29 protein-coding genes, 1 pseudogene and 1 riboswitch are annotated in these 26280 nt (G+C 57.6%); of the genes and pseudogenes, 16 read left to right on the forward strand and 14 right to left on the reverse strand.

Going from position 1 to position 26280, the window contains the following annotated elements:
• Positions 1–11 precede the first annotated feature (11 nt).
• Positions 12–1159, forward strand: a protein-coding gene (locus GQF00_RS16300; RefSeq protein ID WP_161320401.1) for an IS3 family transposase whose coding sequence is annotated in 2 segments (ribosomal slippage) — positions 12–249 and positions 249–1159 — 1149 coding nt in all. Because the reading frame shifts where the segments join, the coding sequence is not laid out codon by codon here.
• Here the strand turns inward: GQF00_RS16300 and GQF00_RS16305 are convergent.
• Positions 1156–1704, reverse strand: a complete 549-nt coding sequence (locus GQF00_RS16305; protein WP_161320403.1) for a hypothetical protein — start codon at positions 1702–1704, stop codon at positions 1156–1158. The two genes, GQF00_RS16300 and GQF00_RS16305, sit on opposite strands and share 4 nt — an antisense overlap.
• Positions 1705–2027: 323 nt before the next feature.
• Between GQF00_RS16305 and GQF00_RS16310 the strand changes: the two are divergent.
• A pseudogene (locus GQF00_RS16310) lies at positions 2028–2189 on the forward strand (YjbQ family protein); the annotation flags it as partial.
• 251 nt (positions 2190–2440) lie between these two features.
• On the opposite strand, the gene GQF00_RS16315 reads toward GQF00_RS16310, so the two are convergent.
• The 3 genes from GQF00_RS16315 to GQF00_RS16325 form a co-directional block, all read right to left on the reverse strand.
• On the reverse strand, positions 2441–3121 hold the full coding sequence (locus GQF00_RS16315; protein ID WP_161320405.1) for a DUF2057 family protein: 681 nt from the start codon (positions 3119–3121) through the stop codon (positions 2441–2443).
• 65 nt (positions 3122–3186) lie between these two features.
• Positions 3187–3525: a hypothetical protein gene (locus GQF00_RS16320; protein WP_161320407.1), complete on the reverse strand. Its 339-nt coding sequence runs from the start codon at positions 3523–3525 to the stop codon at positions 3187–3189.
• Entirely contained in the window at positions 3522–3818 is a 297-nt protein-coding gene (locus GQF00_RS16325) for a BPTI/Kunitz-type proteinase inhibitor domain-containing protein (protein WP_161320409.1), read from the reverse strand. The genes GQF00_RS16320 and GQF00_RS16325 overlap by 4 nt, the downstream gene beginning before the upstream one ends.
• A 134-nt stretch (positions 3819–3952) precedes the next feature.
• On the opposite strand from GQF00_RS16325, the gene GQF00_RS16330 reads away from it, so the two are divergent.
• A complete protein-coding gene (locus GQF00_RS16330) occupies positions 3953–4633 on the forward strand; it encodes a hypothetical protein (RefSeq protein ID WP_161320411.1) in 681 nt (226 codons plus the stop codon).
• Between the two features lie 184 nt (positions 4634–4817).
• On the opposite strand, the gene GQF00_RS16335 is transcribed toward GQF00_RS16330, so the two are convergent.
• From GQF00_RS16335 to GQF00_RS16345, 3 genes are read right to left on the reverse strand one after another with little or no spacing between them, the layout of a single operon-like run.
• Positions 4818–5351, reverse strand: a complete 534-nt coding sequence (locus GQF00_RS16335; RefSeq protein ID WP_161320413.1) for a mechanosensitive ion channel family protein — start codon at positions 5349–5351, stop codon at positions 4818–4820.
• Positions 5352–5357: 6 nt separating this feature from the next.
• Positions 5358–5999, reverse strand: a complete 642-nt coding sequence (locus tag GQF00_RS16340) for an MBL fold metallo-hydrolase (protein ID WP_161320415.1) — start codon at positions 5997–5999, stop codon at positions 5358–5360.
• The gene (locus tag GQF00_RS16345) at positions 5938–6153 is read right to left on the reverse strand and encodes a hypothetical protein (RefSeq protein WP_161320417.1); all 216 of its coding nucleotides are present in this window, start codon (positions 6151–6153) and stop codon (positions 5938–5940) included. The genes GQF00_RS16340 and GQF00_RS16345 overlap by 62 nt, the downstream gene beginning before the upstream one ends.
• Before the next feature lie 22 nt (positions 6154–6175).
• On the opposite strand from GQF00_RS16345, the gene GQF00_RS16350 reads away from it, so the two are divergent.
• Positions 6176–7006 (forward strand): mechanosensitive ion channel family protein, encoded by an 831-nt coding sequence (locus GQF00_RS16350; RefSeq protein ID WP_161320419.1) that lies wholly within the window; start codon positions 6176–6178, stop codon positions 7004–7006.
• A 156-nt stretch (positions 7007–7162) separates the two neighbouring features.
• Here GQF00_RS16350 and GQF00_RS16355 read toward each other — a convergent pair whose 3' ends face one another.
• Complete coding sequence (locus tag GQF00_RS16355; RefSeq protein WP_161320421.1) at positions 7163–8527, reverse strand: cytochrome P450; 1365 nt, start codon at positions 8525–8527, stop codon at positions 7163–7165.
• 154 nt (positions 8528–8681) lie between these two features.
• Here GQF00_RS16355 and moaB point away from each other — a divergent pair, with 154 nt between their 5' ends.
• Genes moaB through cobU form a run of 5 tightly spaced genes read left to right on the forward strand, consistent with a single transcriptional unit; the run spans position 8682 to position 12108 of the window.
• Positions 8682–9194: a molybdenum cofactor biosynthesis protein B gene (gene moaB, locus GQF00_RS16360; protein WP_161320423.1), complete on the forward strand. Its 513-nt coding sequence runs from the start codon at positions 8682–8684 to the stop codon at positions 9192–9194.
• Positions 9191–10423 (forward strand): gephyrin-like molybdotransferase Glp, encoded by a 1233-nt coding sequence (gene glp, locus GQF00_RS16365; protein ID WP_161320425.1) that lies wholly within the window; start codon positions 9191–9193, stop codon positions 10421–10423. Before moaB ends, glp begins: the two co-directional genes overlap by 4 nt.
• A gap of 27 nt (positions 10424–10450) precedes the next feature.
• Positions 10451–10960 (forward strand): hypothetical protein, encoded by a 510-nt coding sequence (locus GQF00_RS16370; protein WP_161320427.1) that lies wholly within the window; start codon positions 10451–10453, stop codon positions 10958–10960.
• A gap of 45 nt (positions 10961–11005) precedes the next feature.
• Positions 11006–11587, forward strand: coding sequence for an alkylphosphonate utilization protein (locus GQF00_RS16375; RefSeq protein WP_161320429.1), 582 nt, complete (start codon positions 11006–11008; stop codon positions 11585–11587).
• Positions 11584–12108, forward strand: a complete 525-nt coding sequence (gene cobU / locus GQF00_RS16380) for a bifunctional adenosylcobinamide kinase/adenosylcobinamide-phosphate guanylyltransferase (RefSeq protein WP_161320431.1) — start codon at positions 11584–11586, stop codon at positions 12106–12108. Before GQF00_RS16375 ends, cobU begins: the two co-directional genes overlap by 4 nt.
• A 178-nt stretch (positions 12109–12286) precedes the next feature.
• Here cobU and GQF00_RS16385 read toward each other — a convergent pair whose 3' ends face one another.
• From GQF00_RS16385 to GQF00_RS16400, 4 genes are all read right to left on the reverse strand, one after another.
• Positions 12287–12883 carry a histidine phosphatase family protein gene (locus tag GQF00_RS16385; RefSeq protein ID WP_161320433.1) on the reverse strand — a complete coding sequence of 199 codons (597 nt, stop codon included), beginning with the start codon at positions 12881–12883 and terminating at the stop codon, positions 12287–12289.
• A 4-nt stretch (positions 12884–12887) separates the two neighbouring features.
• Positions 12888–13943 carry a nicotinate-nucleotide--dimethylbenzimidazole phosphoribosyltransferase gene (cobT, locus tag GQF00_RS16390; protein ID WP_161320434.1) on the reverse strand — a complete coding sequence of 352 codons (1056 nt, stop codon included), beginning with the start codon at positions 13941–13943 and terminating at the stop codon, positions 12888–12890.
• Between the two features lie 134 nt (positions 13944–14077).
• A complete protein-coding gene (locus GQF00_RS16395) occupies positions 14078–15250 on the reverse strand; it encodes a hypothetical protein (RefSeq protein ID WP_161320436.1) in 1173 nt (390 codons plus the stop codon).
• Positions 15251–15271: 21 nt separating this feature from the next.
• A complete protein-coding gene (locus GQF00_RS16400) occupies positions 15272–17266 on the reverse strand; it encodes a TonB-dependent receptor (RefSeq protein WP_161320439.1) in 1995 nt (664 codons plus the stop codon).
• Positions 17267–17382: 116 nt separating this feature from the next.
• Positions 17383–17603, reverse strand: a riboswitch (cobalamin riboswitch).
• A 187-nt stretch (positions 17604–17790) separates the two neighbouring features.
• Between GQF00_RS16400 and GQF00_RS16405 the strand changes: the two genes are divergently transcribed.
• From GQF00_RS16405 to GQF00_RS16425, 5 genes are all read left to right on the forward strand, one after another.
• Positions 17791–18600: a cobalamin-binding protein gene (locus GQF00_RS16405; protein ID WP_370519521.1), complete on the forward strand. Its 810-nt coding sequence runs from the start codon at positions 17791–17793 to the stop codon at positions 18598–18600.
• 19 nt (positions 18601–18619) lie between these two features.
• Positions 18620–19561: an iron ABC transporter permease gene (locus GQF00_RS16410; RefSeq protein ID WP_161320532.1), complete on the forward strand. Its 942-nt coding sequence runs from the start codon at positions 18620–18622 to the stop codon at positions 19559–19561.
• A complete protein-coding gene (locus tag GQF00_RS16415) occupies positions 19561–20325 on the forward strand; it encodes an ABC transporter ATP-binding protein (protein ID WP_161320442.1) in 765 nt (254 codons plus the stop codon). The genes GQF00_RS16410 and GQF00_RS16415 overlap by 1 nt, the downstream gene beginning before the upstream one ends.
• 30 nt (positions 20326–20355) lie before the next feature.
• Entirely contained in the window at positions 20356–20967 is a 612-nt protein-coding gene (gene cobO, locus GQF00_RS16420) for a cob(I)yrinic acid a,c-diamide adenosyltransferase (RefSeq protein WP_161320445.1), read from the forward strand.
• Positions 20968–21207: 240 nt separating this feature from the next.
• Positions 21208–22653, forward strand: a complete 1446-nt coding sequence (locus GQF00_RS16425) for a cobyric acid synthase (protein ID WP_161320447.1) — start codon at positions 21208–21210, stop codon at positions 22651–22653.
• 190 nt (positions 22654–22843) lie between these two features.
• On the opposite strand, the gene GQF00_RS16430 is transcribed toward GQF00_RS16425, so the two are convergent.
• Entirely contained in the window at positions 22844–23332 is a 489-nt protein-coding gene (locus tag GQF00_RS16430; protein WP_161320449.1) for a peptidylprolyl isomerase, read from the reverse strand.
• Between the two features lie 179 nt (positions 23333–23511).
• Between GQF00_RS16430 and moaA the strand changes: the two genes are divergently transcribed.
• Positions 23512–24525, forward strand: coding sequence for a GTP 3',8-cyclase MoaA (gene moaA / locus GQF00_RS16435; RefSeq protein WP_161320451.1), 1014 nt, complete (start codon positions 23512–23514; stop codon positions 24523–24525).
• 42 nt (positions 24526–24567) lie between these two features.
• A complete protein-coding gene (can, locus tag GQF00_RS16440; RefSeq protein WP_161320453.1) occupies positions 24568–25215 on the forward strand; it encodes a carbonate dehydratase in 648 nt (215 codons plus the stop codon).
• Between the two features lie 479 nt (positions 25216–25694).
• On the opposite strand, the gene GQF00_RS16445 is transcribed toward can, so the two are convergent.
• A complete protein-coding gene (locus GQF00_RS16445; protein ID WP_161320455.1) occupies positions 25695–26249 on the reverse strand; it encodes a cytochrome c in 555 nt (184 codons plus the stop codon).
• Positions 26250–26280 lie beyond the last annotated feature (31 nt).

Below are 26280 nucleotides of genomic sequence, written 5' to 3' on the forward strand. Positions count from 1 at the left end.
GAGAGGTATCTATGAGCAGCAAGCGCTATCCCGAAGAATTCAAGATTGAGGCGGTTCGTCAGGTGACGGATCGTGGTCACAGTGTGGCCCAAGTGGCTGATCGACTCGGCGTCACCACCCACAGTCTGTACGCCTGGATCAGGAAGTTTGGCCCGGATTCCGAGCAGCATCAGGCCAATGCAGATGACCAATCCGAGATCCGCCGACTCCAGAAAGAGCTCAAGCGCGTTACCGAAGAGCGAGACATCCTAAAAAAAGCCGCGGCGTACTTCGCCAGTCAGTCCGATTGAGGTACGCCTTCATTCAGGAGCACAGCGAGCGGTGGCGAATCCGCTCACTGTGTTCCCTGTTGGACGTTCACCCCAGTGGCTTTTATGCCTGGCAGAAACAGCCTCGTTCAGCTCGTACAATCGAGGACGAGCGCCTGACCGGGCTAATCAAGCAGTTCTGGCTGGAATCCGGAGCCGTGTATGGCTACCGGAAAATCCATACTGATCTACGCGAGTATGGCGAGCAATGCGGGCCCAATCGAGTCCACCGGCTGATGCGCCACGCGGGAATACGAGCGCAGGTGGGTTATCGTAAGCCACGCCATAGGGCTGGGGAGCTAAACAAGGTGACACCGAATATCCTGCAGCGGCAGTTCAATCCGCAAGCACCAAACGAGAGTTGGGTAACGGACATTACCTATGTCCGCACACATGAAGGCTGGCTGTATTTGGCGGTTGTTCTGGATCTGTTCTCAAGACGGGTAATCGGCTGGTCAATGCAATCCAGGATAACCAAGGAGCTGGCACTGGATGCGCTTTTGATGGCTGTCTGGCGTCGCAAGCCTGAGGGCAAGGTGATTGTGCACTCCGACCAAGGCAGCCAATACACCAGCCACGACTGGGACTCGTTTCTGAAGGCGCATGACCTGGAGGGCAGCATGAGTCGGCGTGGTAACTGTCACGACAATGCTGTTGCTGAGAGCTTCTTCCAGCTGTTGAAGAGGGAGAGGATAAAGCGAAAGATTTACAGCAGCCGGGACGCCGCCCGGGTAGATATTTTTGATTATATCGAGATGTTCTATAACAACCGGCGACGCCATGGTTTTAATGAAAAACTGTCACCGGTAGAGTATGAAAAGCGTCACCAAGAACGGCTGGGAAGTGTCTAGTGAACTGGTGGCGATTCACTATTCCCCGTGATTTTTGGCTTCTTTGGGGCCCGATAGTGTTGGCGATCATGCTCCTGCCGGGCTGCAGACAGGCTGAAAAAGCCCCGGACTTTGAATTCGTCATTGTTATTATCTAAGAATGATATTGATACTTCATCTGGGAACTCAGGCTTTAGATGTGAGAATATCAGGGCTTCATCTTCATGTATTCGCTCGTAAAAAGAAGGTTCAATAACGTGCACAGTAATAGGGATTCGGGGGGTGGTGCCCTCAATTACTGTGAAGTATAGGCTTGGTAATCCAGCCGCTTCTGCGCGGACCTTTTTCACTTCAAATGGGGTCCAGCCCTGTTTTTGCCAGCTGTAAGTATGATTTTGGGGTAAATCGAATGGCCGATCAGGAATGGTTGTTTGATCGGCGCAGGGGTGTTTGGGCCATGGTGGGTCGAGCTCATCAAAGTAAACTCGCCCTCCATGAGGAGATTGGTAGAAAAATACGTTGTCTCCACAGACAGGACATCTGGCATTCGGGTTGGTATAGCTCACAGTATTGGGAAAAACACTTGTGAGCCATGTTGGGAGATGGCGAGCTCCAGAATAAATGGAAGCTGAACTTCTCCAGGAATAACGGCCTCTGGAGTGGCCGCCACCCCAGCCACAATTACATCCTGGAGGATGCTTGTGCGCGTTACACATCGCTATTTCCCTTTAGGTGTTTTGGCTGTCCTAAATGTCTTTAGGGGATATGGACATCTGCCGCCCCCAATGTCCATATCAAGGATTATTAAATGGACAGCCTTAATCCTCTAGAAGTTCCACAATATCTGGCTTTGGGGGTGTCTATATGTGGACATATTACCCGTAGTTGAAATATGCCGGCGCATATCAAGAGCGTACTGATTGGACCCTCACTGAGCCTGCCAATCTCGGATGGTCGTCTGGCACTGGGGACCTGGCAGGGGATTTATCTCTGCGAGCATCGCGATCATGGTGGCGGGAGAAGAGTGGTGGCGACGATTCAGGGGGAGTGACTTTCTACACCGCCCGTAGGAGCGTCGCTCGCGGCGCGATAGCCCAACGTCTGAAAAATTGATTTATCAACGAGGCAAGAAGAGGACTCTGTGCCCTCTGTGTTGAAAGTGATTTTTACCCTGGCTCGGAATCGCGCCGCGAGCGACGCTCCTACAGCAGCTTTGTGGAGAAGTGTGTCAGAAGCGAGTTTCGAGAGGCGAATCCCCTATTTCAGAGGCCTTTCGCAACTCGCTTCTCGTGACACGTAACCCTATTCAGCAATCCACTGCAGGAATTCGCGGCGCTCTTCCGGAGTGGCCTGATTCCATTGTGCCTTGAGCGTGTCCAGGTAGCGCGCTGTTGCGGCAGGCGCCGCGGCTTCTGCGGCGGCGGGGGCTGCCGGCGCCGGCAGGGGAGCGATGGCGGTACTGGCGGGCGTGGCCACTTCTTCGCCGGTGACAGGGGCGAGGAAACCGCGCTTCAGAATCAGCTTGGATTTCTCCGCAGCCACCTTTTCGCCGGTAACCGCATTTTCTGACCAGCCATTGAAGTTATCTTCCATGGCGCGGGCGGCGTCCACATCCTTGGGTTGCTCATAGCCCAGCACCCACATGTCCCCAGGCTTGCCATCAACAATAAAGTTGGCCGGGTTGGTCTTCACGATTTCGTGGTTATCCGCATCCAGCTGCCATAGTTCCTTGTAGTAAGCGAGAATTTCATAGCGACCAGGGGTGAGTTTTACGTCCTTGTAGTCGGAGGCAAAGAAGGTGTTCACCCCGTCCACTTCTTCGCCATTGATGGTGAAGACTTCCAGCTGACTGGGAATGCGCACGGTGACAATATTATTGTCGGACTGGGCAGGGCCCTCATAGAGTTGAACAACAGGGCTGCGGGCACAGGCGGAAAGCAGCAGGGCAAAAAGGGTGACAGCGGTCAGGCGCAGCGACAGCATGGTTTCTCCTTGATTCGGTAGCCCGCCAGTCTGACGGGTAAAGGTGGCAATTGGATGACAGGGGCCTAGAAGCCCCAGCCGTCTACATTGTTTGGGGCAACATCACGGTTCAGCGCTCCGAGGCCGCGCGCGCAGCGCACAATCCACCAGACAGTGATGACGATCATCAGCAACCAGCCGATAAAGGCCACGGTGGTGATGCCGGCAATGAACCAGTACAGCAGACCAATCCAGAAAGTACGGTACTGGAAGCGGAAATGCTCGCGCAGGGGCGGCGGGGCGTCGCCGGCGTTCATGTGAGCGATGATGACGCCGGCAATAGCGGTGAGACCACCGGTGATCAGACCAACCAGATGCAGCACGTAAACCAGCCGGGCCATGCCGATTCGGGAGTTATCACTCATCGTGGGGCTCCTTTTCCTGAATAGGGAGAGGCGGTGTCACTGGTGCTGGCATTACAGGTACTCACGCACTCTTCCATGGTGTCGAATGGCACGCTCCCCTTGCAGCCTCCCCAGATAAAGGTGCGACAGCTGTCGCTCATGGCGTCGTAGTAGTAACGCTGGAAGGCGGCCTTGCACATACCGGATTCAGGGGGCTGGTAGCAGGCATCCGGCAGCGGAGCTTCGGCGTCGCCGTTCTGGCAGCCACTGAGCAATCCGATGATCAGAAGCAGGGGAAGGGAAAGATGGCGCATGGTCTGTCCTTGCAGGTTGCGGCTTCAACATTCGCTACTTTACCGAACTATGGCCAAGGTCGTAACCGATTCGTGTTTTTCGGCGCCGGGGTGATTTATGCTGGCCGGAGGCGAAGGAGACAGGAGAGAGTGAGATGGGGCGATCAGGCTGGATGGCCGCTTTGCTGTGTCTGCTGGCAAGCAGTCAGCTGCAGGCCGATGAACTGCAGTACGGCTTTCTGCAGGCCGGCCAGCTACAGCTGAAAGACAGTGAAACCACCGTGTATGCAGGGGATGTGGAGCTCACCGGCGATTATGACGACCTGCCGTTTTTTGCTGCGGGGGTGCAGAAGATCCTCGGGGGCGATCGTTTCCGCTATGGCTATGAAGGTGGTGCGCTGATCAGCTGGCAGAACGATACGGTAGGTTATTCCGCTGTGGTGGACGGCGGGGCCACCGTCAATATCAAGGTGGATAACGAGCTACTGGTGTTCGGAACGTCGCTGGGCGGCTATGGTGATGTGAGGCTGGGTGAGCGAGCCCGCTGGTATGTCTCCGGTGGCCCCATGGTGCTGGTGGCGTCCCTGAAGCAGGAAAAGCCGGATAACTACCCGCAGCCGTTGAGCAGCACAGTGATCATCAATGGCGACGAGCGTGATACAGGCTTTGGTTACGGTGCTTATGCATCGACCGGGTTGATCTTTGCCGTCAGCCGTGACGCTGAGGTAGGTGTGGTTGTGCGAGAACAGGCGGTAAAGATGGATTTCAATGATGCGGTGGCGGATTTTCCTTATGAGGGCACCCTGTACATGCTGAGTCTTGGGTATCGGATGTGAAAATCAGCTACGAGCTACGAGCTACGAGCTACGAGCTACGAGCTACGAGGCTCAAGCTTCAGCGCGAGAGAGTGTTACAGGTTCTGAAACGTTAGAGGCCGCGCCCATGATGTGGGCGCGGCCTCCTTGCTTTCAAAGCCCGGCACACATTTCGTCGCGTTGCAGCTTGAAGCTTGCTCCTGTCTCAATCCGCCCGCATGTGTTTCTGGTCTCGCGGCAGGGTCTCATTCTTCAGGCGAATCACGGTTTTCTGGAGAAGCAGGTTGTTGGGCAGGGTGTAGCGGTGGCCCAGTTCATCCTGCACGGTGATGAAGATCAGGCCCATGTGTCGAATCTGTCCGGTGACAGTGTTGTCTCCGTCCAGTAGCCGGATGCGGTCCCCCACCCGGTAAGGGGCACTGAAGAACAGGATAATGGCGGCGGTGGCATTGCTGAGCATGGACCAGCTGGCGAACAGCGCCACACCGAGGAGGGCCATCAACGAGGTGGCAAACACCATCAGGCCGTCGCCTTTCAGGCCCCATAGCACCCCCACAGCAATCAGGCTGATCACCAGGCAGGCGGCATTGATGACCACGGAGGTCTGGAAAATGCGAGCCCGGCTGAACTCACGACGTCGCCCAAGCCGCTTGGTAACACCTCTCAGGATCGCTGAGATGGCCCAGCCCAGAACCAGGATCACGGCGGTCAGCAGCCATTTCATGACGATGGATTCCATGGCGGGTTAACCGTGTTTGCCGGACACGAAGGGGTTGTTGACCCGTTCGTGGCCGATGGTGGACATGGGGCCGTGGCCGGGGATGAAGGAGACATCGTCATCCAGGGTCAGCAGCTTGTCCTTGATAGCGGCGATCAGGGTATCGAAGTCCCCTTTGGGGAAGTCGGTACGCCCAATGGAGCCGTTGAAGAGTACGTCACCGACTACGACCAGTTTGCTTTCCGGTTGGTAGAAGACGACATGGCCAGGGGTATGACCGGGGCAATGGCGAACTTCAAATTCGGTTGCGCCCACGGTGACGCGGTCACCGTCTTCCAGCCAGCGGTTCGGCGTGAAGGGTGGTGACGGGGGGAAGCCCATCATCTGCGCCTGTTGCGGCAGCATGTCAATCCAGAACTGGTCGTCCCGATGAGGGCCTTCAATGGGCAGATTGAGCTGTTCGGCCAGTTGCGCCACTGCGCCCACGTGATCCAGGTGGGCGTGGGTCACCAGAATCTTCTCCGGGGTGCCGCCCACCTGTTGCAAGGCTTCCAGAATGTTTTCCAGGTCCCCGCCGGGATCCACGATGGCGACCTTGTCCGTGGTTTCACATTTCAGGAATGAACAATTCTGCTGGAACTGGGTGACTGGAAGGATGGCGTATTTCATGGCTGTCAGCCTGTTTGTTCGGGGTTGCGACGGTGTCGGCAGTATAGCGGTTCACCCTGCTGGTCTGCATGTTTCCTGGAGTAAAAATATTTGCAAATTCAGCCTTGGGAGGGGTATGCGCATGTTCCGGCAGTGCTATTTTAAAGCCCATCATTATTTCACCTAAGGAAGAAACCATGGAGATGGAGCAGATCCAGCCTTATATGGACAAGGCGATCGAGTTGGGCATGACCTACTTGCCCAAGGTGGTGCTGGCGATCATTACCCTGATTGTCGGCTTCTGGATCATCAAGCGTATTGGTAAGGGGCTAAACAAGGTGCTTGGCCATCAGGCCATCGATGATTCCCTGCAGCGTTTCCTCACCAGCTTGCTGGATGTGCTGCTGAAGATCCTGTTGCTGGTGGCGGTGGCAGGGATGGTGGGAATTGAAACCACGTCCTTTATTGCCATGCTGGGAGCCATTGGCCTGGCGGTTGGCCTGGCCCTGCAAGGAAGTCTGGGTAATCTGGCTGGTGGTGTATTGGTGTTGTTTTTCAAACCCTATCGGGTGGGGGATATCATTGAAGCCCAGGGGCACATGGGCAAGGTGCATGATATCCAGATCTTCACCACCATTCTGATCACCTACGATAACCAGCGCATCGTGATTCCCAACGGCCTCATGTCCAATGGATGCATCAAGAATGTCTTCTGCGAGCCGCAGCGCCGTGTCGATATCGAGTTTGGTATCAGCTACGGGGACAGCATCGAGGATGCCAGGGCGGCGATTCAAGGCGTTATCGACAGTGATGATAGAATTCTGGGCGGTGGCAAATTTGATCCGAATATTTTCGTTTCTGCCCATGCTGACAGCAGCATCAATATGTTGACGCGTGTCTGGGTGAATTCCGAAGATTACTGGCCGGTCTATTTCGGCCTGTTCGAGCAGGTGAAATACGCCTTCGACAAGGCTGGTATCACCATCCCGTTCCCGCAGCGGGATGTGCATTTGTTCCAGCAAAGCTAAAAAGCTTCGAGCTACAAGCTACAAGCTACAAGCTACAACGCGAAACAGCTTTTCTTGTGTGAAAAATCATGAGGCCGCACCCAAATTTCGGTCGCGGCCTCATGCCTTTAATTCAATCAAAAAGCCTGCCGCGTTGTAGCTTGAGGCTTGCAGCTGTTATCGCTTTTCAATCGTCACCGGCAATCCATCCTTGGGCATGATCAATGGCACCTGCTGGGTGGGAACTTCATAGCCGGGCTTGACGCTGACTTTGTACTGTTTCAGGAAATGGAACAGAAATGTCTTGGTCTGCAGTTCGGCGAAGTTCAGGCCCAGGCACTTGTGATGGCCGCCGCCAAAGGGCAGCCACTGGTAGAAGTGTTTCTTGTGTTCGGCGCGTTCGTCACTGAAGCGTTCCGGATCGAAACTGTGCGGATGGGTCCAGTACTCGTCCATATAGTGGGTGTACAGGGTGGAGACATTGACCAGGGTGTTGCGCGGCAAGGTATAGCCCTTGAAGGTGACATCCTTGACGGTACGGCGCGGAAAGGTGGTGAGCGGCGGGCGCATGCGCAGGGTTTCCTTGAAGACCCAGCCGGTTTTCTCCAGCTTGGCAAGATCATCGTACGCCAGCTCGTCCTTGTTCATACCCTGCATTTCTTCATACAGGATATCCTGCCATTCCGGATGCTTGGCCAGCATGTAAAGCACCGAACACAAGGTGCTGGTGGTGGTGTCATGGGCGGCGAACAACAGGAAGATCATGTGATTCATCACGTCGCGGTCGCTGAGACCACCTTCCTCGTCCGCAGCCTTGCACAACTCGCTGAAGAAGTCGCTGTGCTCGCTGTTGCGTTTCTCCGGTATCAGGCGGGTGACAAAGTCTTCGAGATAACGGCGGCCCTTCATGCCGCGATGCCAGAGGGTGCCTGGGATTTCAACCCGTAGCACCGCCAGTGAAGCCTCAGTGGCATCAATGAAGGACTTGTTGACCTTGTCAGACTCCGGCCCCATTTCCAGCCCGAAGAAAATCTGTGCGCCGACATCCAGCAACAGTGTCTTGATGTGGTCCAGAAACTTGATCTCGGTACCTGTCGGCCAATGCTGAATCTCTCTTCCGATATGGGCATTCATACGATCCAGGTAACTGGCCAGTGCCGGTTTCTTGAATGCCTGCTGCATGATACGACGGTGGAACTTGTGATCGGCAAAATCGCGGAGCATCAGCCCATCAGTAAACAATTTCTCCAGAATCGGATTCCAGGCGGCTCGGCTGGAAAAAACATGGTCCGGGTCCTTGAGTACAAACTCGTTGGCTTCGGGTCCCAGCAGCGTGACACCCCGCTGGAACAGCACTGAGCCCTTGAATACGAGACCGTATTTTTCCGCCCGTTCCGTCACCAGCTTGTGATAGTCCTTGAGGAAGGGAACCGTTTCGCCAAGCAGGGGCCAGCCATAATCGCCGGGGATATCCTCAAGCTTGCGCTGGGGCATGCGAGGTAGCAGGTTGGCCTCTTGCTGGGCACTTTCCATTCGATTCATGACTGGCTCCCGATAAACACAATGTATAGATTGAATTTACTCCCGCTTCACCCCTCAGAACAGTGCCCTGTCGGCAACGGTCAATCGGTGCTGTTCTGCCCAGCCCTGCCGGGCGTCGGCGTGTTAGTATCGGGTTATAAAAAGGAGACGATTTATGACCAAGCCTGCGGCAGCCTTTGAGCCCCTGGCCCTGGCGGTGCTGACTGTCAGTGATACCCGTACCCCGGAAACGGATACCTCCGGTGATCTGCTGGTGAGCCGCCTGCAAGAGGCTGGCCATGAACTGGTGGCACGTCAGATCGTGAAGGACGATATCTATCAGCTGCGCAAGGTGGTGTCGGACTGGATTGCCGATGAGGGGATCCAGGTCATCCTGACCACAGGCGGCACCGGCTTCTCCGGCCGGGATTCCACCCCGGAGGCACTGTCCGTGTTGTTCGACAAGCATATAGAAGGCTTCGGCGAGCTGTTCCGGCAGGTCAGTGTGGACGATATCGGCACTTCCACGGTGCAGTCTCGCTGTCTGGCCGGGCTGGCCAACCGGACGGTGATTTTCTGTTTGCCCGGCTCCAACAATGCCTGCGCCACCGGCTGGGATCGGATCATCCGTGAGCAGCTGGATGCCCGGCATCGTCCCTGCAATTTTGTCGGCCAGGTGAGACGATGACTGCGCCGCGTTCGCTGATGCCTGTGTCAGAAGCCCTTGAGCGACTGCTGGCAGCCGCGAAGCCGTTTCAGGCGGTACAGGAAATTGCCTTGAACGAAGCGCGCGGGCAGTACCTGGCCAGCCCGGTGCGGGCGCGGGTGGATGTGCCGGCCTTTGATAATGCCGCCGTGGATGGCGTGGCCTTGCGCTACGACGATCTGGACGAGCCTGGTCTCACCCTGCCCATGCATCTGCGTGTCGCGGCGGGTGATCCTCCGGCGACGCTGATGCCGGGTCAGGTGGCGCGCATTTTTACCGGTGCGCCGGTGCCGGCGGGGGCTGACACGGTGCTGATGCAGGAAGACTGCGAAATCGCCGATGGCCGGGTACGCCTGCCGGGCAAAGAGAGTGTCACAGCGGGTGACAATATCCGCCCCGCTGGCCAGGATGCCCGTCGCGATGACACGGTCATTGTGCGTGGCGCGCGATTGACGCCTCAGGCGGTGGGCCTGATCGCGTCAGTGGGTGAGTCCCGTGTGACCATCAACGCGCCACGTATTCTGGTGCTGACCACGGGTGATGAGCTGCAGAAACCGGAAGAGGCACCGCTTCCCGGCAAGATCTATGACAGCAATGGTCCCCAACTGGAACAGCTGCTGATCCAGAGTGGTTTTCCCAATGTGCTACGGGAACATTTGCCGGATGATCCTGAATTGATCCGCAATGCGCTGACCCGTTACCTGACCGATCCGCAGCAACGCCCTGACGTGATTATTTCCACCGGGGGCGTGTCTGTTGGGGAGGAGGACCACTTGCGGGCAGTGCTTGAGCGTCATGGCAGGCTGGATTTCTGGCGTCTTGCGATCAAGCCTGGAAAGCCCTTTACCTTCGGTGAGGTGGATGGCCTGCCGTTCTTTGGCTTGCCAGGCAATCCCTCTGCGGTACTGGTGTGTTATCTGATGCTGGTGCTGCCAACCCTGCGACGCGCTTGCGGTCAGGAAAAGGTGCTGCCGGATCCTGTGCCTTTGCCGGCGAAATTTTCCATCGGCAAGCCTGGTAAACGACAGGAATACCTGCGAGTGCGCTGTATTCCCGGCCAGCAATCGCTGGTGCTGGAAAAACATCCCAACCAGAGTTCGGGCATGCTCAGTTCTGCGGTCTGGGCGGATGGGCTGGCGGTTGTGCCTGTGAACGAAGCGGTTTTTCCTGGCGACATGCTGGATTATTTTTCCTTTGCGGATTTGCTTTAGGGGTTCAATGGAGTGATTGTTTCGTCCATGACGTTCTTGTTGATCGCTATTGCAGCATCAATGGCGTTTTTCTGGGGTGCTATTATTTTCTTCCTGCGCAAGAAAAAATGGATCGCCATGGCAGCGTCTGTTTTTGTTATGCCCGCTCTGTGTCTGGGCGCTGGGCGTTTCTTTCCCATGGTCTACCAAGTGAATGATTGTGACAGCTATCAAACTGGCGTGTTGCTTTTCCCCAAGGAACAGCAGCATGGATGGTTGTTTTATGGTGCGGGGAGCTATGTTCAAAATCGAGGGGGCGACAGCCTCGTCGTGTTTCCCATCGAGTATCGACGACTCGTTCCTGGAATGAATGGCGCAGGAGCGCGCCGGGATCAAGAGCGGGTGTTTTCGATTGCCGCCAACGAACAGAGTCATCTGCCCATTCAGTCGATTACGTACACCTTCGCCGAGCCACCGGCTTCCCGCGGGGGCGACTATCGAGACAGGGAGACCATTTACGTGATGGAGTGCGCTTCGCGTCTTTCTTCCGCGACCTGATAACTTCTGGCCTATCCGCCTCTTAAAGATTAAAGGATTTTTATTATGACTATCGAATCTGCGCTGTTGGCTCGCGCTGACTCCAAGTGTGAACTATGTGGCGCGGCCAGTGGCCTCAGCGTGTATCCGGTGCCGCCAACTTCGGATGGTTCTGCTGAGCAGTCTGCCTTGTTGTGTGAAACCTGTCAGTACCAGATTGATAACCCGGGCAACGAAGACGCTAACCACTGGCGTTGCCTGAACGACAGCATGTGGAGCCAGCAACCCGCGGTGCAGGTGCTGGCCTGGCGAATGCTCACGCGGCTGCGCGCAGAGGGTTGGACCCAGGATCTACTCGACATGCTCTATCTCGAAGACGATGTACTGGAATGGGCTCAGGCCACCGGGGAAGGAGCTCAGGAAGAACAGGGTGTGCAGCATCGCGATAGCAATGGCGCGGTGCTGGAAGCGGGAGACTCGGTGACGCTGATAAAGGATCTCAATGTTAAGGGCGCAAACTTTACCGCCAAGCGCGGTACTCCCGTGCGCAATATCTCTCTGGTACAGGATAATCCGGAGCAGATAGAGGGCCGGGTGGAAGGGCAGCGGATTGTTATCCTTACCCAGTTTGTGAAGAAGAACGGATGAAAAAGAGCCTGTTACTTGGTGGTGTACGATCCGGCAAAAGTTCTCTTGCGGAAACGTTGGTGGCGGGTCAGGCCGACCCGGTGGTGTATGTGGCCACTGCCACTGCGGGTGATGAAGAGATGAGTGATCGTATTCGTCGTCATCAACGGCGACGCCCGTCTCGCTGGGGGCTGGTGGAAGAGCCGGTGGGGCTGGGCAGACTGTTGACTCGACAGGCCACCCTGTCGCCACCGCCCTGTGTGCTGATCGACTGCATGAGTCTGTGGGTAAGCAATCTGCTGCACGCTGGTGATACGGTGTTTGTCCGTGAGCGCGACCATTTTCTCGCCGCGCTGGAGCGTTATCCGGGTAATGTGGTGATCGTAAGCAACGAAGTGGGGCTGGGGATTATCGGTATGGACCCGCTTACCCGCCGTTTCGCGGATGAGCTGGGGTGGCTGAATCAGTCGCTGGCCCGGCGCTGCGACAATGTGTTGATGACGATTGCGGGAATCACCCAGACGCTGAAGGGCGGGGAATAGCGCTTGCCGTAGGAGCGTCGCTGGCGGCGCGATAGCCCAAACCCCGAAAAGAGGGATTGGCTACAGAGGCCGCTGAGATCGCAAAAAGCGTTTTCTCTGTGCCTCAATTCGCTGTGATGAAAATGCGTTTTATCCTCGCCTGGAATCGCGCCGCCAGCGACGCTCCTACAAAAATTGGCTAGCCGTGCTTCACCAGACAACTCAGGGTGCCGAATTCGGTTTGATCCAGGCGAATCTGTGAACGACAGGCAAACGGAATCTGAAAACCAGCCATGGCGTTACTCGGTGTCAGGCCCAGCACATGGCCGAGTACCATGCGAATGACGCCACCGTGGCATACCAGAAGCACTTTCTTTCCCGCCAGCTCGTCACTCCATTGCTGCCATGATTGCCCGATGCGCTGGTGAAAATCCTGAATGGTTTCCGCATTGGGTGGCGCATGGTTTTCTGCATCGCGCCAGAAATTGGCCTGATGGTCGCCATACTCCTGTTCCACCTGCTCCCGGGTTTTTCCTTCCCAGTCGCCGAAACAGATTTCCTTGAAGCCTTCTGCCACGCTGAGTGGTGCGTCGATTTTTTCTGACAGTTCAGTGGCAAATTCCCGGCATCGCAGCAGCGGTGAAGAGAGGATGTGGTCCCAGGTTTCGCCCGCGGCGATGGCGTTGCGCATTTGCTGCCAGCCCAGTTCGCTGAGTGGATCATCCTTGTGGCCGCGGTACATGTGGCCGCCGGCGGGTTCCCCATGGCGGATCAGATCGAAAGTGGTAGTGGTCATGGGCTTACTCGTCTGCGTTGCTGACGCCGGCATCGGCGAAGGTGGCCATATGATTATGCAGGGCGCAGGCGCTGCGGATCAGGGGGACGGCAACGGCGGCGCCGCTGCCTTCGCCAAGACGCATGCCCAGATCCAGCAATGGGTCGGCGTTCATGGCCTGCAATACGCGCTGATGGCCGGGTTCTTTTGAGCGGTGGGCGAACAATAGCCAGTCTGCCAGTTGCGGGCGCAGGCGCAGGGCACTCAGGGCGGCAACAGAAACAATAAAGCCATCCACCAGAACGGGAATGCCTCGCACCGCGCAGCCGATAAAGGCCCCGGCGATGGCAGCAATTTCAAAGCCGCCCAGCGATGCCAGGCAGCCCAGCGGTTCCTGCGAAACACCGTGGCGGGACAGCGCCCGTTCAATGACCGTTATCTTGTGACGTACGCCGTCCTGGTCCAGCCCCGTGCCGGGGCCTGCCAGCTCATGGGCTGAAGCTCCTAGCAAAGCACAGGCCAGCGCGCTGGCACTGGTGGTGTTGCCAATGCCCATGTCTCCCGCAATAAAAAGTTGGCAGCCGTTATCGGCGGCGCGTTGGGCAGCCCTGTCGCCGGCGAGCAGTGCCCGTTGTAGTTGGGCGTCGCTCATGGCTGCTTGTGCAGCGAGGTTGGCGGTACCGGGTGCGATTATCTCATCAATAACACCGTCGGTGAGCGGTGGCGGACTGACGGTGCCCAGGTTGATCACCTCCAGCTGCGCATTGAGCGCGCGGGCCATCACGCTGATGGCGGCGCCACCGGAGACAAAGTTGGCAATCATCTGCCCGGTGACCGCTTGGGGAAACAGGGAAATTCCTTCGGCACATACGCCGTGATCGGCGGCGAACACCGCAATATTGATTCGCTCGGCAGAGGGTTGGTGGTTGCGTTGTAAACTGGCCATGGTGATGGCGATCTGCTCAAGCTGGCCCAGCGAGCCGGCAGGTTTCGTCAGTTGCCCCTGACGGACTTGCGCAGATTTTTTGTGCGCGTCGCTGGGTGTGGCGATGGGCTGTTGCCAGGGAAGAGGGCTAGTCACAATGAAATCCCTTGTGGGCGGAGAAGGAAAGCCGCAAATCCTCGGCGGGCACGCCAGAGGTGTCAAGTTGGCCAAGATGGCGAACCGGCATGCGGGGTAAAGGGAGGCGTGGATCGCCTCCCGGATTGTTTGGGTTAACGCTCGGCAAACGCCAGTCCGATGGGGAGCAGGCTGGTGCTGACAAAACCGGATTGGCTATCTGTATTGGTGTTGATGACGCGCAGGCCGGGCTTGCTGCTGGTAGCATCGGCCACCCAAAGATTGCCCTGTGGCCCCAGACCCGCAGCGCGAAGGTCCATGCTTGCCAGTCCGGAGATGGCGCCATCGGCCACGACGCCGGTGGTGGGATTGAAGGCACGCAGGGTGATGTTCTGCCAGCCGGCGTAGCCCAGGTAATAGCCTTTGCTCTCATCAACAATGACGATGCTGCTGATCAGGCCGGTGCTGGCGGTGTCATCCACGCGTTGCTCCACGGCGTAGGTGTCCACATCAACCACATCGATGCCGCCGCTATATTCCGGGGTATAGACGCCCTGGTGCTGTACCAGCAGACCCAGTTGATCATGCCAGGTCAGGCCCATAGGGTTCTTGCCGATCAGGGGAATCCCTTTCAGGCTGCCGCTATCCATGCCGGTATCGATTTCCATATCGGTGGTGGTGTCGAAAACGGCCAGGTAGGCGGTGTTGCTGGGTTGCCATGCGCTGTCCAGGCGCTGCAGTGTGATGAACAGCTTGCCGTTGACGATGGTGGCGTCAGACATGTTCGGCGCGCCCTGGGTATCTGCCGGCAGGTAGGCGGAAAGATCCAGCTCGCCGATCTTGAAGTCCGCCTCATTGCTGGCGGAGGGGTTAACGATCCAGGCCTTGTCACTGTCGTAGCGAATCAGATACGCCTTGTCCGGCTGGGCGAACACCAGGGTATAGGGGTTGCTGGAATTGGCATCCCCGGCGTCGACAGTGGAGTAGGTCCACTCGAAAACAGCGGGGTTGTTCAAATTCACTTTGTTGACCCGGTCGGTTTGGAAGCGCTCATACAGGTAGTAATCGGTGCCGTCGGTGGAAACTCCGATATCCGAAATGGTGGGGTGATAGCTGCCGGAGCTGGTCTTGTCCGCCACACTCACCAGTTCAACGGCGCCGGAGCTGTAATCCGAGGCGGCCGTCGCCACTACCACAATGCCTTCGCGGGCGGACACTTGTGCCGGTGCTGGATCGTCGGAGTCTCCACCGCAGGCAGCGAGAGCCAGAGACAGGCTGGCAAGAACAAGGGGGCGCAGGGGGTTGCGGCGAAGCGCGTCAAAGGTCATGGGGGTTCCTCGCATTAACGATCACAGTGTGTGTTGGAGATTGATGAAAAAGCCGCGCCCCGTGCTGGGGAAGCGATTGAAATCCTGATACAGCTCGTCCGTGAGGTTCTGCACTTCCAGCCGTAATTCCGTTTTGCTGCGATGGTTCCAGGCGTGTTGCCAGCCAAGAGCGGCATCCACGGTGTTGCGTGGGTCGGCCTTGAGCAGATTGGGTGAGTCGTAATAAAGCTCGTCGGCGTAGTGCCAGGTCAGGTCGAGGGTAAACGGTGCCAGGCGCCATTGGCTGTTGAGGGTGCCGATGCGGTGATAGATTCCCGGTAAGCGTTTGGTTTGCTGATCGGCTATCTGCTCGGAGAGGTTTTCCGAATCCTGGAAAGTGGCATTGGCGGTGAGGGTCCAGTTGTCCATCAGGTCGTACTGCGCTTCCAGCTCAATTCCTTCTATTTCTGCTTCCACATTGATGTAGCGACCCACGCCGCGGGCGTCATAGATTGCGGTGATGGCCGGGTCCAGGCGTCGCAGGAAGCCGGTGACTTCAAGATGACCTCGGCTCACCAGTAATCGCGCGCTGATGTCGCCGTTCAGGGACTCTTCCGCTTGCAGTTCCGGGTTACCGATAAACAGACCCTGCTGGCCATACTGTTCCAGCAGGGTGGGGATGCGCACCTGACGGGCCAGGTTGGCGTAGAGCCACAGGAAGTCGGTGGCTGCCCAGCGGCTGCCCAGTTGCCAGGCGCGATAACGTTCATTGCGGTCGGTGGCGATGCGCTGGTTATTACCATCAATGCTTTCGCTTTCATCGCTGACGTTGAACTGTCGAACGGCAACCTGGGTACGCAGGCGGTCGGCTTCGCTGTGCCATTCGTGGCTCAGGGAAGAGGCAATAAAACGGCGCTGGCGTTGGGTGTCCGGTTCCTGTTGCAGCTGATCGCGCTGGTCCATGTCGTACCAGGCGATGTCCAGGGCTGCACTGAGTTGATGGTTGCCCTGGTGCCAGGTGGCGCTGTTGTTGAAAGCAATCTGATCGACCTGGGTGAGCAGGTCGTAGGTACCGGTGCCGACCCGGCCATTGAGGTCCTGATAGGTTTCTTCGCTGTCGCCCACCAGCAGACGGTGACTGCTGTGCAGGTTGCCGTTCAGCCAGCTGCTGTCCTGGTAATGGAGCTGGGCGCGTCGTTGTTCGGTGTTCAGTCGGGCGCGGTTGTTGGCCCAGTTCTGAATGCTGGGGATGCCCTTGTCCTTGTCTGACCATTGCAGCAGGGCGTTCAGATTACGGGATGGGGTGAACTGATAGCCCAGCTTCATGCTGCCGTCATTCTGGGTGACATCCGCATTGCGACGGGTGCTTTCTTCGCCGTCCTGCGGATTAAACCACTGCGGCTCGTTGGGGTAGCTGAAGTCGTTGTCGGCCTGTTGCCGATTCAGGGAAACCCAGTAATGGAACCGATCCTGGCTGCCGCTGTTGAACAGACCGTAACGCTGTGTGCCGAACGATCCTGTGCCCAGACTGATGCGTGTCTCGTCCACGCTGTCCTGGCCGAGTGATTCCATTGCAACGATGCCGCCCACCCCTGCCTGGGCGTAACGGGCGGGGGCGTTGCCAGGATAGACCTGAATCTCGGCAATATCGTGGAGGGTGTAAAAACTCAGATCGACACCACCGTAGATCGGGTCGTTGAGCAGCATGCCGTCCAGATAAACTTGTACCTGTTTGCTCGTAGAGCCGCGAATGGAGACCGTGGAATAGCTGCCGAGTCCGCCACTTTCCCGAACCTGAACGCCGGTCTGGGTGCTCAGGGTATCGGCCAGGGTGGTGGTGGTATTCTCGAACTGTTCCCGTTCAATCACCCGAACCACGCTGGTTTCCTCGTAGGGGGTCAATTCTGCGGCACGATTGAGGGGTTTGTCTGTCACAACCACAGGCGCCAGCACGTTGTCGCCGGACACATCGGCGAGGCACGATAGCGGGCTACCGAGCAGGCACAGGGAAACCAGTGTGTACGTTGGCCGTGTCATGACGCCTCTGATACGCATGCATGCAAAAAGGCCCGGCCTCCAGAGAGGTCGAGCGATGTGCTAGCTACCAAAGGGGAAAAGATTGGAGTACCCCACGCTTCCGCCCACCGCAGTCGCGTTGATAGCCGGTGGCAGGCCGGTCTCCGGGCTCTCGGCTGGACGAAAAAAAGCATCGTCCGGAGTGAACGCCTTCCCGCTTGCGCAGTGGCTGGCCGCTGGCCTGTTCACTCCTTCACCGATTACCGTTGCGGGGGCAGCGCTGGCTTTTCACCAGTCTTCCCGTTTAATCTCCGCTCCTGAAACCGGGAGCGGCGACACCTGCCACGGATAAAATTCGATGGCGGCAATCCTAGAGCCCGCGGGCGAAAAGTCAATCTCTGGCGGCCACACAAAGGCCAGGCCGTGAATGTTGGGGAAGTCTTCAAATGCGCCGAAAATCCAAAAAATTACCGGCTTTATGTCGCCTTTTTCTGTTTTTTGCTTCCTTCTTTTTCGCAGTTTCCTGGGCGCATGCGGACCGCTGCGTGGCTGACGATCTAGAGCGCCAGGTATGTCTTGGGCAGCCCGCGGAGCGAATCATTGCCCTGTCTCCGGGTGCCACTGAGCTGGTGTTTGCGGCGGGTGCGGGTGAAAAAATGGTGGCTGCTGTCAGTTTCAGTGACTACCCCCCGGCCGCCAGGCAGCTCCCACACGTGGGAAGTTACAACCGACTCGATATGGAGGCGATTCTTGCTCTCGAGCCAGATCTGATCATCGCCTGGCAAAGCGGCAATCCGCAGACGCAGACGGAGCAGCTGGCGGCCATGAAGGTGCCGGTGTATTTCAGCGAACCGCGGCGATTTGCCGATATCAGTTCTACTCTGGAGCGTCTGGCGACACTGGCGGGCACGGAAAAAGTCGGCCAAGGTGCGGCGGATGCTTTGCGAAGTGGCATTGCGGCCCTGCGCGAGCGTCATGCCAGTGCTGCACCGGTGACGGTGTTTTATCAGATTTGGGATGATCCGCTGATGACCGTGAATGGAAAGCATCTGATCAGCGAAGCCATACAAGCCTGCGGTGGAGTGAATATCTTTGCTGACCTGCCTGCACTTGCACCACGTATCAGTGCTGAATCAGTGCTGGGGAAAAACCCCGAAGTGATTGTTGCCGGAGGGATGGGGGAAGCGGATAGCAGCTGGCTGACACGCTGGAAAACCTTCTCGTCTTTGCAGGCAGTTAAAAGAGACAACCTCTTTTTTATTGCGCCTTCTACCTTGCAGCGGCCAACTCCCAGGTTGTTGCTCGGTACCCGATCCCTGTGCCGTCATTTGGAGAGCGCCCGTGCCCGCCGTTAGAGCGACCTTGCCGTTGGCGATGCTGGCACTGTTTGGTGCCCTTGCCATGGCGGTGTCACTGGCCATTGGCAGTGTCGCCATTTCCCCGCCTGAGCTGTGGCTTGTGTTGACCGGTGGCGGGAGCGAGCTGCATCAGGAATTGGTGTTATCACTGCGTGCCCCGCGTGCCTTGTCAGCGTTTGCCACCGGCGCTCTTCTTGCCATGGCAGGTGCACTGATGCAGGTGCTGTTGCGTAATCCATTAGCCGACCCCTATGTGCTGGGCATTTCCGGTGGTGCCGCCGTGGGCGCATTGCTGGCCATGCTGTTGGGGGCCGGTATGGCGTTGGTGTCGGGGTCGGCTTTTGTTGGCGCCATGGTCTCCACCGTGTTGGTGTTCGGGTTATCCCATGGCCGTGGTAGCTGGACCACCACCCGTCTGCTGCTGACCGGGGTGGTGATTGCTGCAGGTTGGGGCGCGGTGATTACTTTTATTCTTGCCATGAGCCCTGCTGAGCGTTTGCCCGGCATGCTCTATTGGTTAATGGGCGACCTGAGTTATGCACGCTCTCCCGAGATCGCCTGGCTGGTACTGGTGCCCGCGTTGCTCTTGATGCTGCCGATAGCGCGTAGCCTGAATGTGCTTGCACGTGGGCCGATGCAGGCTGCGGCGCTGGGGGTGTCGGTCCGCCCGCTTTCCTGGGGTGTGTACGGGCTGGCGAGTCTGTTGACCGGTGTGGCGGTGACCACGGCAGGCAGTGTTGGTTTTGTCGGGCTGATTGTGCCGCACATGCTGCGCTTGGCTCTTGGCAACGATCAGCGTTTGATACTGCCGGCCAGCGCCCTGGCGGGTGGTGCCTTTCTAACGCTTGCCGACACCCTGGCTCGCTCCATGATGGCGCCCGTACAGTTGCCCGTAGGCGTCATCACTGCGTTGCTTGGTGTACCTACCTTCCTGTACCTGCTTTACCGGAGTCGTTGATGTCGATACTGGAAGCGCAGGAACTGATTGTCGATATTCCCGGTCGTGCCGATGGCGCGCCGTTCTCGGCGAAGATTCTTCCGGGGCAGCGTTGGGGGGTGCTTGGCCCCAACGGGGCCGGGAAAACGTCCCTGCTACTGACCCTGGCTGGTCTGAAGACACCACGAAGCGGTCGCGTGTTGCTGGATGACGTGCCACTCCATCGCCTTCGCCCCAGAGAGATTGCCCGCAAGTTGGGCATCGTGTTCCAGGAGCGCCCTGAAAGCTTTCCTGCCACCGTGTTTGAGTCCGTGCTGATCGGGCGTCATCCCTACCTGTCGTTTTGGCAGCGGGAGGGCAGTGACGATGTGCGTCTTGCCGAGGAGGCCATGCACGCATTGTCTTTGACGTTGTTGAAAGACCGGTTATTGCAAACCTTGTCCGGCGGGGAGAGACAGCGCGTTGCGATTGCGACGGCTCTGGTTCAGCAACCGGCTATCTGGTTGGCGGATGAGCCCACCAACCATCTTGATCTGCATCACCAGGTGGCCGTGTTGAAGTTGCTGCAGCAACAGGCCGCGCAGGGCGCAGGGGTTTTTATGTGCCTGCATGATCTGAATCTGGCGGCGCGCTGGTGTGATCATATTTTAATGGTGTATCCGGAGGGTGAGCTGTGTTTCGGACCGTCGAGCGTCATGCTTCAACCGGAAGCCCTTGAGCGTCTTTACAACCAGAAACTCACCGTTGCCTATGTGGATGATGTGCCGGTTTTTGTCCCTGAATGAAGTCTTTTCGAGTTTGAGATGGAGTGATCAATGAAGCCCGATCCGAAGAGCCAGGAACGTCATGCCTGGCGAATGGAAAAGAAACAGCAAATCATGCGCGAGCGCATTGCCAACGCCGACAAGGATCAGGGCATCCTGCTGGTGTTGACCGGACCGGGAAAAGGCAAGAGCAGTTCAGGTTTTGGCATGGTAGCCCGAGCTTTGGGCCACGGCATGAAGGTGGGCGTGGTGCAGTTCATCAAGGGCGCTTTCAGCACCGGCGAGGAAGCCTTCTTTCGGGACCTGCCCAACGTGGATTATCACGTCATGGGCGAAGGCTATACCTGGGATACCCAGGATCGCCAACGGGATGTGGCCGCAGCTAACGCGGCCTGGGATATCGCTGCAAAAATGCTGCAGGACGACAGCTACGATCTGATTTTGCTGGACGAACTGAACATCGCCCTGCGCTACGAGTACATTGATCTGGATCGGGTGCTGGATGATCTGCAGAACCGCCCTGCCATGCAGCATGCGGTGGTGACGGGCCGTTATGCACCGAAAGAACTGATCGAACTGGCCGATACCGTGACGGAAATGAAAGTGGTAAAGCATGCGTTTCAGGATCAGGGGGTGAAGGCGCAGAAGGGCGTCGAGCTTTAGTTAATAGTTAACAGTGAATAGTTAATAGCGAAACCCCGAAATGGATGGGCGTGAAGTTGTGACGAGAAGTTCAAAGTTACAAGTTGAAAGTTTAAAAATAAAAAATGCGCAAAGTGCTTCCTTTATTCGGGGCAGCGATCGCGGTTTGCTGTCTGGGCGCGGCCTCGTCGCAGCAATTACGGGAGGCGTCGGATCGCGTTTCAACTTTGAACTTTTAACTTTCAACTCGGGGTGCCTCTAATGCCTGTGTTGATGGTTCAGGGCTGCACCTCCGATGCGGGGAAGAGCACGGTGGTGGCGGGGCTGTGTCGGTGGTTTGCACAGCGCGGGTATTCGGTGGCGCCGTTCAAGCCACAGAACATGGCATTGAACAGTGCGGTGACGGTAGATGGCGGTGAGATTGGGCGATCCACGGCATTGCAGGCATTGGCCTGCGGGATTGAGCCACACAGTGACATGAACCCGGTGCTGCTCAAGCCGCAAACGGACATGGGCGCGCAGGTCATTATTCGTGGCAAGGTGCTGGGCAATATGCAGGCGCTGGATTACCACGCCTACAAAGAGACAGCGCGGCAAGCGGTGTTGTCTGCCTGGCAGGATTTGTCGTCCCGTTACGATGTGATCGTGGTCGAAGGTGCCGGTAGTCCGGCAGAAATCAATTTGCGCGAGAACGATATCGCCAACATGGGTTTTGCCGAGATGGTGGATTGCCCGGTCATTCTGGTTGCCGATATTGATCGTGGCGGTGTCTTTGCCCACCTCACCGGCACACTGGACTTGCTGTCTGTATCAGAACAGCAACGCACCCTGGGTTTTGTCATCAACCGTTTTCGTGGTGATCTTTCCCTGCTGCAAGGTGGCCTGGACTGGCTGGAGGATCGAACCCACAAACCGGTGTTTGGCGTGCTGCCTTATTTGCATGGTCTGACCCTGGATGCAGAAGATGCGGTGGATGAACAAGGTGAGCATGACGGTGCGGCGTTGAAGGTGGTGGTGCCACTGTTGCCGCGCATGAGTAACCACAATGATTTTGATCCGCTACGTTTGCATCCGCAGGTGGATCTGCACTTCGTCAGAATGGGAGAGCGTTGGCCGCAGGCGGATCTGGTGATTCTCCCCGGCAGCAAGGCCACCCGCGCCGATCTGTCATTCCTGCGTGAGCAGGAATGGGACAAGCAGATCGAAAGGCATCTGCGCTACGGCGGTAAGTTGCTGGGAATCTGCGGTGGTTTCCAGATGCTCGGGGAGCGCATTGATGACCCGGAGGGGCTGGAAAGCGATGCGGGCAGCAGCGATGGACTGGGCTGGTTGGCCATGACCACCCGGCTGGTAGCGGGCAAGCAGTTGCGCAACGTGCAGGGTCGCTATCTGCCAACGGGTACCGCGATTCACGGTTATGAAATTCATAATGGTGTGACGCAAGGTCCTGCGGTGCAGCAACCCATGCTGGAACTGGAAGGCAACAGGGATGGCGCCATCAGTAACGATGGCCAGGTGATGGGTTGTTACCTCCACGGTCTGTTCGATCACGCCTGCGCTGCAGCGGACATTTTGGCTTGGGCAGGCCTGAGATCGGTTGATGCGGTGGATTACCACCAGCATCGCAATCAGGAGCTGGACCGTTTGGCGGATATGCTCACCGCCAGCATGAACATGGAGTTGCTGTTGGCCCGGCTTCAAGTCTAGTTGCCGCAGCCGTTGTGCAAGAATCCCGATCGGTGATCCCGCGCCAGCAAGACATGCTTCGCATCAATCACAGGAGAGGAAAGCGGAGCGGGGGTTAGGCGTCGTGCTTCCGGCGTCTTGTATCCTGAACCCTGCTCCATAAAAAGGCTCCCGATTGGGAGCCTTTTTTATGGAGCAGGATTATCAGCGATCAGTGATCGTGACCGCCCGGACCGTGTACGTGGCCGTGCTCTTTTTCTTCGTCGGAGGCTTCACGCACTTCGGTGATTTCCACAGCGAAGTTCAGGGTCTCACCGGCCAGCGGATGGTTGCCGTCTACGGTCACTTCGTCACCCTCTACTGCGGTGATGGTGAAGACGCGCGGACCCGCTTCGGTCTGGGCCTGAAACTGCATGCCCGGCTGCAGGTTGTCTTCGTTGCCTTCAAAGGCGGTCTTCGGCACCTGCTGAATCAGCTGCTCGTGACGTTCGCCATAGCCTTCTTCCGGAGTGACGGTCACATCCAGCTTGTCGCCAGCCTGCTTGCCGATCAACGCGTTTTCCAGGCCCGGAATAATGTTGCCGGCACCGTGAAGGTAAGCCAGGGGTTCGCCACGCTCAATGGAAGAGTCGATAGTCTGGCCGGCATTGTTGGTCAGGGTGTAGTGGATGGACACTACGGCATTTTCAGAGATTTGCATGGAAACCCTTTTGGGGTGGATGAATTTGGGATGTGCTGGTCATTCAGGGGACGGCACACCCGAAAGACGCACATTCTAACAATAGCGTGGCCAGCCTGACCAACCGGGGACAGGGGGAACCGACAAACGTGGTCAGTTCTGTCCTGCAGGTGTGGCCCGGGGTTTGCTACAGTGGGGCCATGAATAGTGCTGAACAGGCTCCCCCGAAGGTGCTTCAGGATCGCTTCGGGCGCACCATCGATTACGTACGGTTGTCGGTCACCGATCGCTGTGATTTCCGCTGTGTGTACTGCATGGCGGAGGAGATGACCTTTGTGCCGCGGTCTCAGGTGCTGAGCCTGGAAGAGATGGGGCGCCTGGCCCGGGTGCTGGTGGAGCTGGGGGTTCAGCGCATTCGCCTGACCGGTGGCGAGCCGCTGGTGCGCAGGGATGTGGCGCAACTGGTGCGCGATATCGGTGCAATCCCGGGGCTGCGTGAACTGAATATGACCACCAACGGGGCCCGGCTGGACCGGTTTGCTGGTGAGTTGCAGGCTGGCGGGCTGGACCGGATCAATATCAGCCTGGATTCCCTGGACCCGGATCGCTTTCGCCAGCTCACCCGTACCGGGGACCTGAATCAGGTGCTGGCGGGGATCGAGGCCGCCCGAGAGGCCGGTTTCAAGCGCATCAAATTGAATAGTGTGATCCTGCGTGGCCGTAACCAGGACGAGGTGCCGGCACTGGTGGATTTCGCGCTGGAGAGGGGCCTGGATATCTCCTTCATTGAGGAGATGCCCCTGGGAGAAATCAGCGAGCACGACCGGGGGCTGGAGTTCGTGTCCTCCCAGGCCCTGCGCGAACAGCTCTCCGATCGGCTGACGCTTGTGCCGCTGGCGGAGAAGACCGGCGGTCCGTCACGTTACTGGCAGGTGCCGGGGAGCGATTCCCGCATCGGCTTTATTTCCCCCCATTCGCAAAACTTTTGCGAATTGTGTAATCGGGTGCGGGTCACCGCGGAGGGGCGTATGCTTCTGTGCCTGGGCCATGAGCACAGTGTGGATCTGCGCGCCGTGCTTCGCGCTCACCCGGATGATGATGCTCCTCTGCGCGACGCCATTATCGGCGCCATGGCGATCAAACCGGAACGTCATGACTTCAGTCTGGCCCCGGGTGAGCAACTGGTACGATTCATGAATATGACGGGTGGCTAGGCCTGTTGCCGGTAGCATGATTGGGTAAAAAAGCGAGAAACCATGAAAACCCTGCCTGAACTGTTTTCCAACAACCAAAAGTGGCGTGTCGAAATTGAGAAGCAGCATCCAGGCTTCTTCGAGGCGCTGGGCAAGCAGCAAAGCCCGGAATTTCTTTGGATCGGTTGTGCGGATTCCCGCGTGCCGGCGAATGAGGTGGTGGGCCTTATGCCCGGCGAGCTGTTCGTTCACCGTAATGTGGCCAACCTGGTGAACCATACCGATCTGAACCTGCTCTCCGTGCTCCAGTTCGCGGTGGATGTGCTCAAGGTAAAGCATATCATGGTGGTGGGACACTACGGCTGTGGTGGTGTGAAGGCCTCCATGGAAGATGTGCCTCTTGGCCTGATCGATAACTGGCTGCGCCAGGTGCGCGAGCTGTACCTGCGCAATCGCAAGAATCTGGCCGGGCTGCCGGATGACCAGGCGCGTCTGGACAAGATGTGTGAGCTGAACGTGGCCCGTCAGGTGATCAACGTCTCCAACACCACCGTGGTTCAGGAAGCCTGGCGTCGTGACCAGGAGCTGACCGTTCACGGCTGGATCTACGGTATCGGTGATGGCGTGCTGCAGGATCTGGACATCCAGATTCAGGGCAACCAGGAACTGCGTACCCTGGAAAACAACGAATACGACAGCTGTTCCGGCTAAACCTTTCCGCCACCGCGCCACCGCGCTACGAGCTACGAGCTACGAGCTACGAGCTACGAGCTACGAGCTACGAGCTACGAGCTACGCTCGATTGGATAGGAAAAACCCAAAAGGTTCCCGGGTTTTTCCGAAGAACGGAAAAGCCTCCCAGATCGTTGAGTTCGGCGCAACCAGAAAGCCTGAGCCTGTTGTAGGAGCGGTCGTTCGACCGCGATCCGAGCCTGAGCGAGGTAAGGATTCCAGAGCCTCGATTAGAGGGCGATCAGGTGCTCTCAGATCGAAAGTCGGGGTATCGAAGAAACCGGCCAGCCATACGCCATGCAAGCCAGGTTATTCGCTACGCTCACCCTTTGGGCTGCACTGTGTGCGTTACTCCGCTGCGCTCCGTTCCCACTTGAATGGCTTCACTACTCCGAAATGGCGATCGCGCCTCTCTGTGGGTGCGTGCCCGCCGAACAGCCTTTCAGTGAGATCAGGGCCTAGTGGCTATGACCGTGATGATCATGACCGCCGGGTTCGGCCTTTTCTCCTTTGCTGCCCGTCAGCGTTTTCCATTCTTCCTCCGTCATTTTCGGCATGGCTTTTAGCAATGCCACCATATCCCACAGTGATTCATCGTCATGACTGCCGCCCCAGGCGGGCATGGCGCTCATCTTGATGCCGTGCTTGATTGTCCAGAACGCGCCGGCTGGATCATGGATGCCATGCTCCGCCAGTGCGGGCGGTTGCGGATAAAGCCCGGCGCGTAGTTCTGTATTTTTCATGCCGGGAGCCAGATGGCAGCCAGCGCACATGGGCTGATAGTGCTCGGCGCCACGTTGAATGCGCTGTGGGTCATCCAGGTCATCAGGGATGGTGATTTCGTTGGCGCGACGATCGATAGAGCGGTGACGTGCAGTGGTAATCACTTGCTCGGTGAGCGTCCAGTGCGGATCGTCCGCGGCAAAGTTGTAGCTGCCGCTAAAGATCACGATGGCAGCGGTTGCAGTTGCCAGGATCGCCATGGCAATCAGGGTAGCGAGTACGGTTTTCATTCTTGTGTCCTTGTTCAGATGCTGTGATTCA

Origin of the sequence: Alcanivorax sp. DP30, assembly GCF_009882945.1 — a bacterium.
Taxonomy (GTDB): Bacteria; Pseudomonadota; Gammaproteobacteria; order Pseudomonadales; family Alcanivoracaceae; genus Alcanivorax.

What these genes read in the sequence shown, in the direction of transcription:
- glp (WP_161320425.1), top strand. Translation starts at nt 9,191, where the DNA reads ATGACTGCGCCGCGTTCGCTGATGCCTGTGTCAGAAGCCCTTGAGCGA.
- GQF00_RS16340 (WP_161320415.1), bottom strand. Translation starts at nt 5,999, where the DNA reads ATGAAATACGCCATCCTTCCAGTCACCCAGTTCCAGCAGAATTGTTCA.
- GQF00_RS16375 (WP_161320429.1), top strand. Translation starts at nt 11,006, where the DNA reads ATGACTATCGAATCTGCGCTGTTGGCTCGCGCTGACTCCAAGTGTGAA.
- GQF00_RS16325 (WP_161320409.1), bottom strand. Translation starts at nt 3,818, where the DNA reads ATGCGCCATCTTTCCCTTCCCCTGCTTCTGATCATCGGATTGCTCAGT.
- cobU (WP_161320431.1), top strand. Translation starts at nt 11,584, where the DNA reads ATGAAAAAGAGCCTGTTACTTGGTGGTGTACGATCCGGCAAAAGTTCT.
- moaB (WP_161320423.1), top strand. Translation starts at nt 8,682, where the DNA reads ATGACCAAGCCTGCGGCAGCCTTTGAGCCCCTGGCCCTGGCGGTGCTG.
- GQF00_RS16395 (WP_161320436.1), bottom strand. Translation starts at nt 15,250, where the DNA reads ATGACCTTTGACGCGCTTCGCCGCAACCCCCTGCGCCCCCTTGTTCTT.
- GQF00_RS16315 (WP_161320405.1), bottom strand. Translation starts at nt 3,121, where the DNA reads ATGCTGTCGCTGCGCCTGACCGCTGTCACCCTTTTTGCCCTGCTGCTT.
- GQF00_RS16430 (WP_161320449.1), bottom strand. Translation starts at nt 23,332, where the DNA reads ATGCAAATCTCTGAAAATGCCGTAGTGTCCATCCACTACACCCTGACC.
- GQF00_RS16320 (WP_161320407.1), bottom strand. Translation starts at nt 3,525, where the DNA reads ATGAGTGATAACTCCCGAATCGGCATGGCCCGGCTGGTTTACGTGCTG.
- GQF00_RS16385 (WP_161320433.1), bottom strand. Translation starts at nt 12,883, where the DNA reads ATGACCACTACCACTTTCGATCTGATCCGCCATGGGGAACCCGCCGGC.
- GQF00_RS16355 (WP_161320421.1), bottom strand. Translation starts at nt 8,527, where the DNA reads ATGAATCGAATGGAAAGTGCCCAGCAAGAGGCCAACCTGCTACCTCGC.
- GQF00_RS16415 (WP_161320442.1), top strand. Translation starts at nt 19,561, where the DNA reads ATGTCGATACTGGAAGCGCAGGAACTGATTGTCGATATTCCCGGTCGT.
- GQF00_RS16400 (WP_161320439.1), bottom strand. Translation starts at nt 17,266, where the DNA reads ATGACACGGCCAACGTACACACTGGTTTCCCTGTGCCTGCTCGGTAGC.
- GQF00_RS16425 (WP_161320447.1), top strand. Translation starts at nt 21,208, where the DNA reads ATGCCTGTGTTGATGGTTCAGGGCTGCACCTCCGATGCGGGGAAGAGC.
- can (WP_161320453.1), top strand. Translation starts at nt 24,568, where the DNA reads ATGAAAACCCTGCCTGAACTGTTTTCCAACAACCAAAAGTGGCGTGTC.
- GQF00_RS16370 (WP_161320427.1), top strand. Translation starts at nt 10,451, where the DNA reads ATGACGTTCTTGTTGATCGCTATTGCAGCATCAATGGCGTTTTTCTGG.
- GQF00_RS16335 (WP_161320413.1), bottom strand. Translation starts at nt 5,351, where the DNA reads ATGGAATCCATCGTCATGAAATGGCTGCTGACCGCCGTGATCCTGGTT.
- GQF00_RS16410 (WP_161320532.1), top strand. Translation starts at nt 18,620, where the DNA reads ATGCTGGCACTGTTTGGTGCCCTTGCCATGGCGGTGTCACTGGCCATT.
- GQF00_RS16350 (WP_161320419.1), top strand. Translation starts at nt 6,176, where the DNA reads ATGGAGATGGAGCAGATCCAGCCTTATATGGACAAGGCGATCGAGTTG.
- cobO (WP_161320445.1), top strand. Translation starts at nt 20,356, where the DNA reads ATGAAGCCCGATCCGAAGAGCCAGGAACGTCATGCCTGGCGAATGGAA.
- moaA (WP_161320451.1), top strand. Translation starts at nt 23,512, where the DNA reads ATGAATAGTGCTGAACAGGCTCCCCCGAAGGTGCTTCAGGATCGCTTC.
- GQF00_RS16445 (WP_161320455.1), bottom strand. Translation starts at nt 26,249, where the DNA reads ATGAAAACCGTACTCGCTACCCTGATTGCCATGGCGATCCTGGCAACT.
- GQF00_RS16330 (WP_161320411.1), top strand. Translation starts at nt 3,953, where the DNA reads ATGGGGCGATCAGGCTGGATGGCCGCTTTGCTGTGTCTGCTGGCAAGC.
- GQF00_RS16345 (WP_161320417.1), bottom strand. Translation starts at nt 6,153, where the DNA reads ATGATGGGCTTTAAAATAGCACTGCCGGAACATGCGCATACCCCTCCC.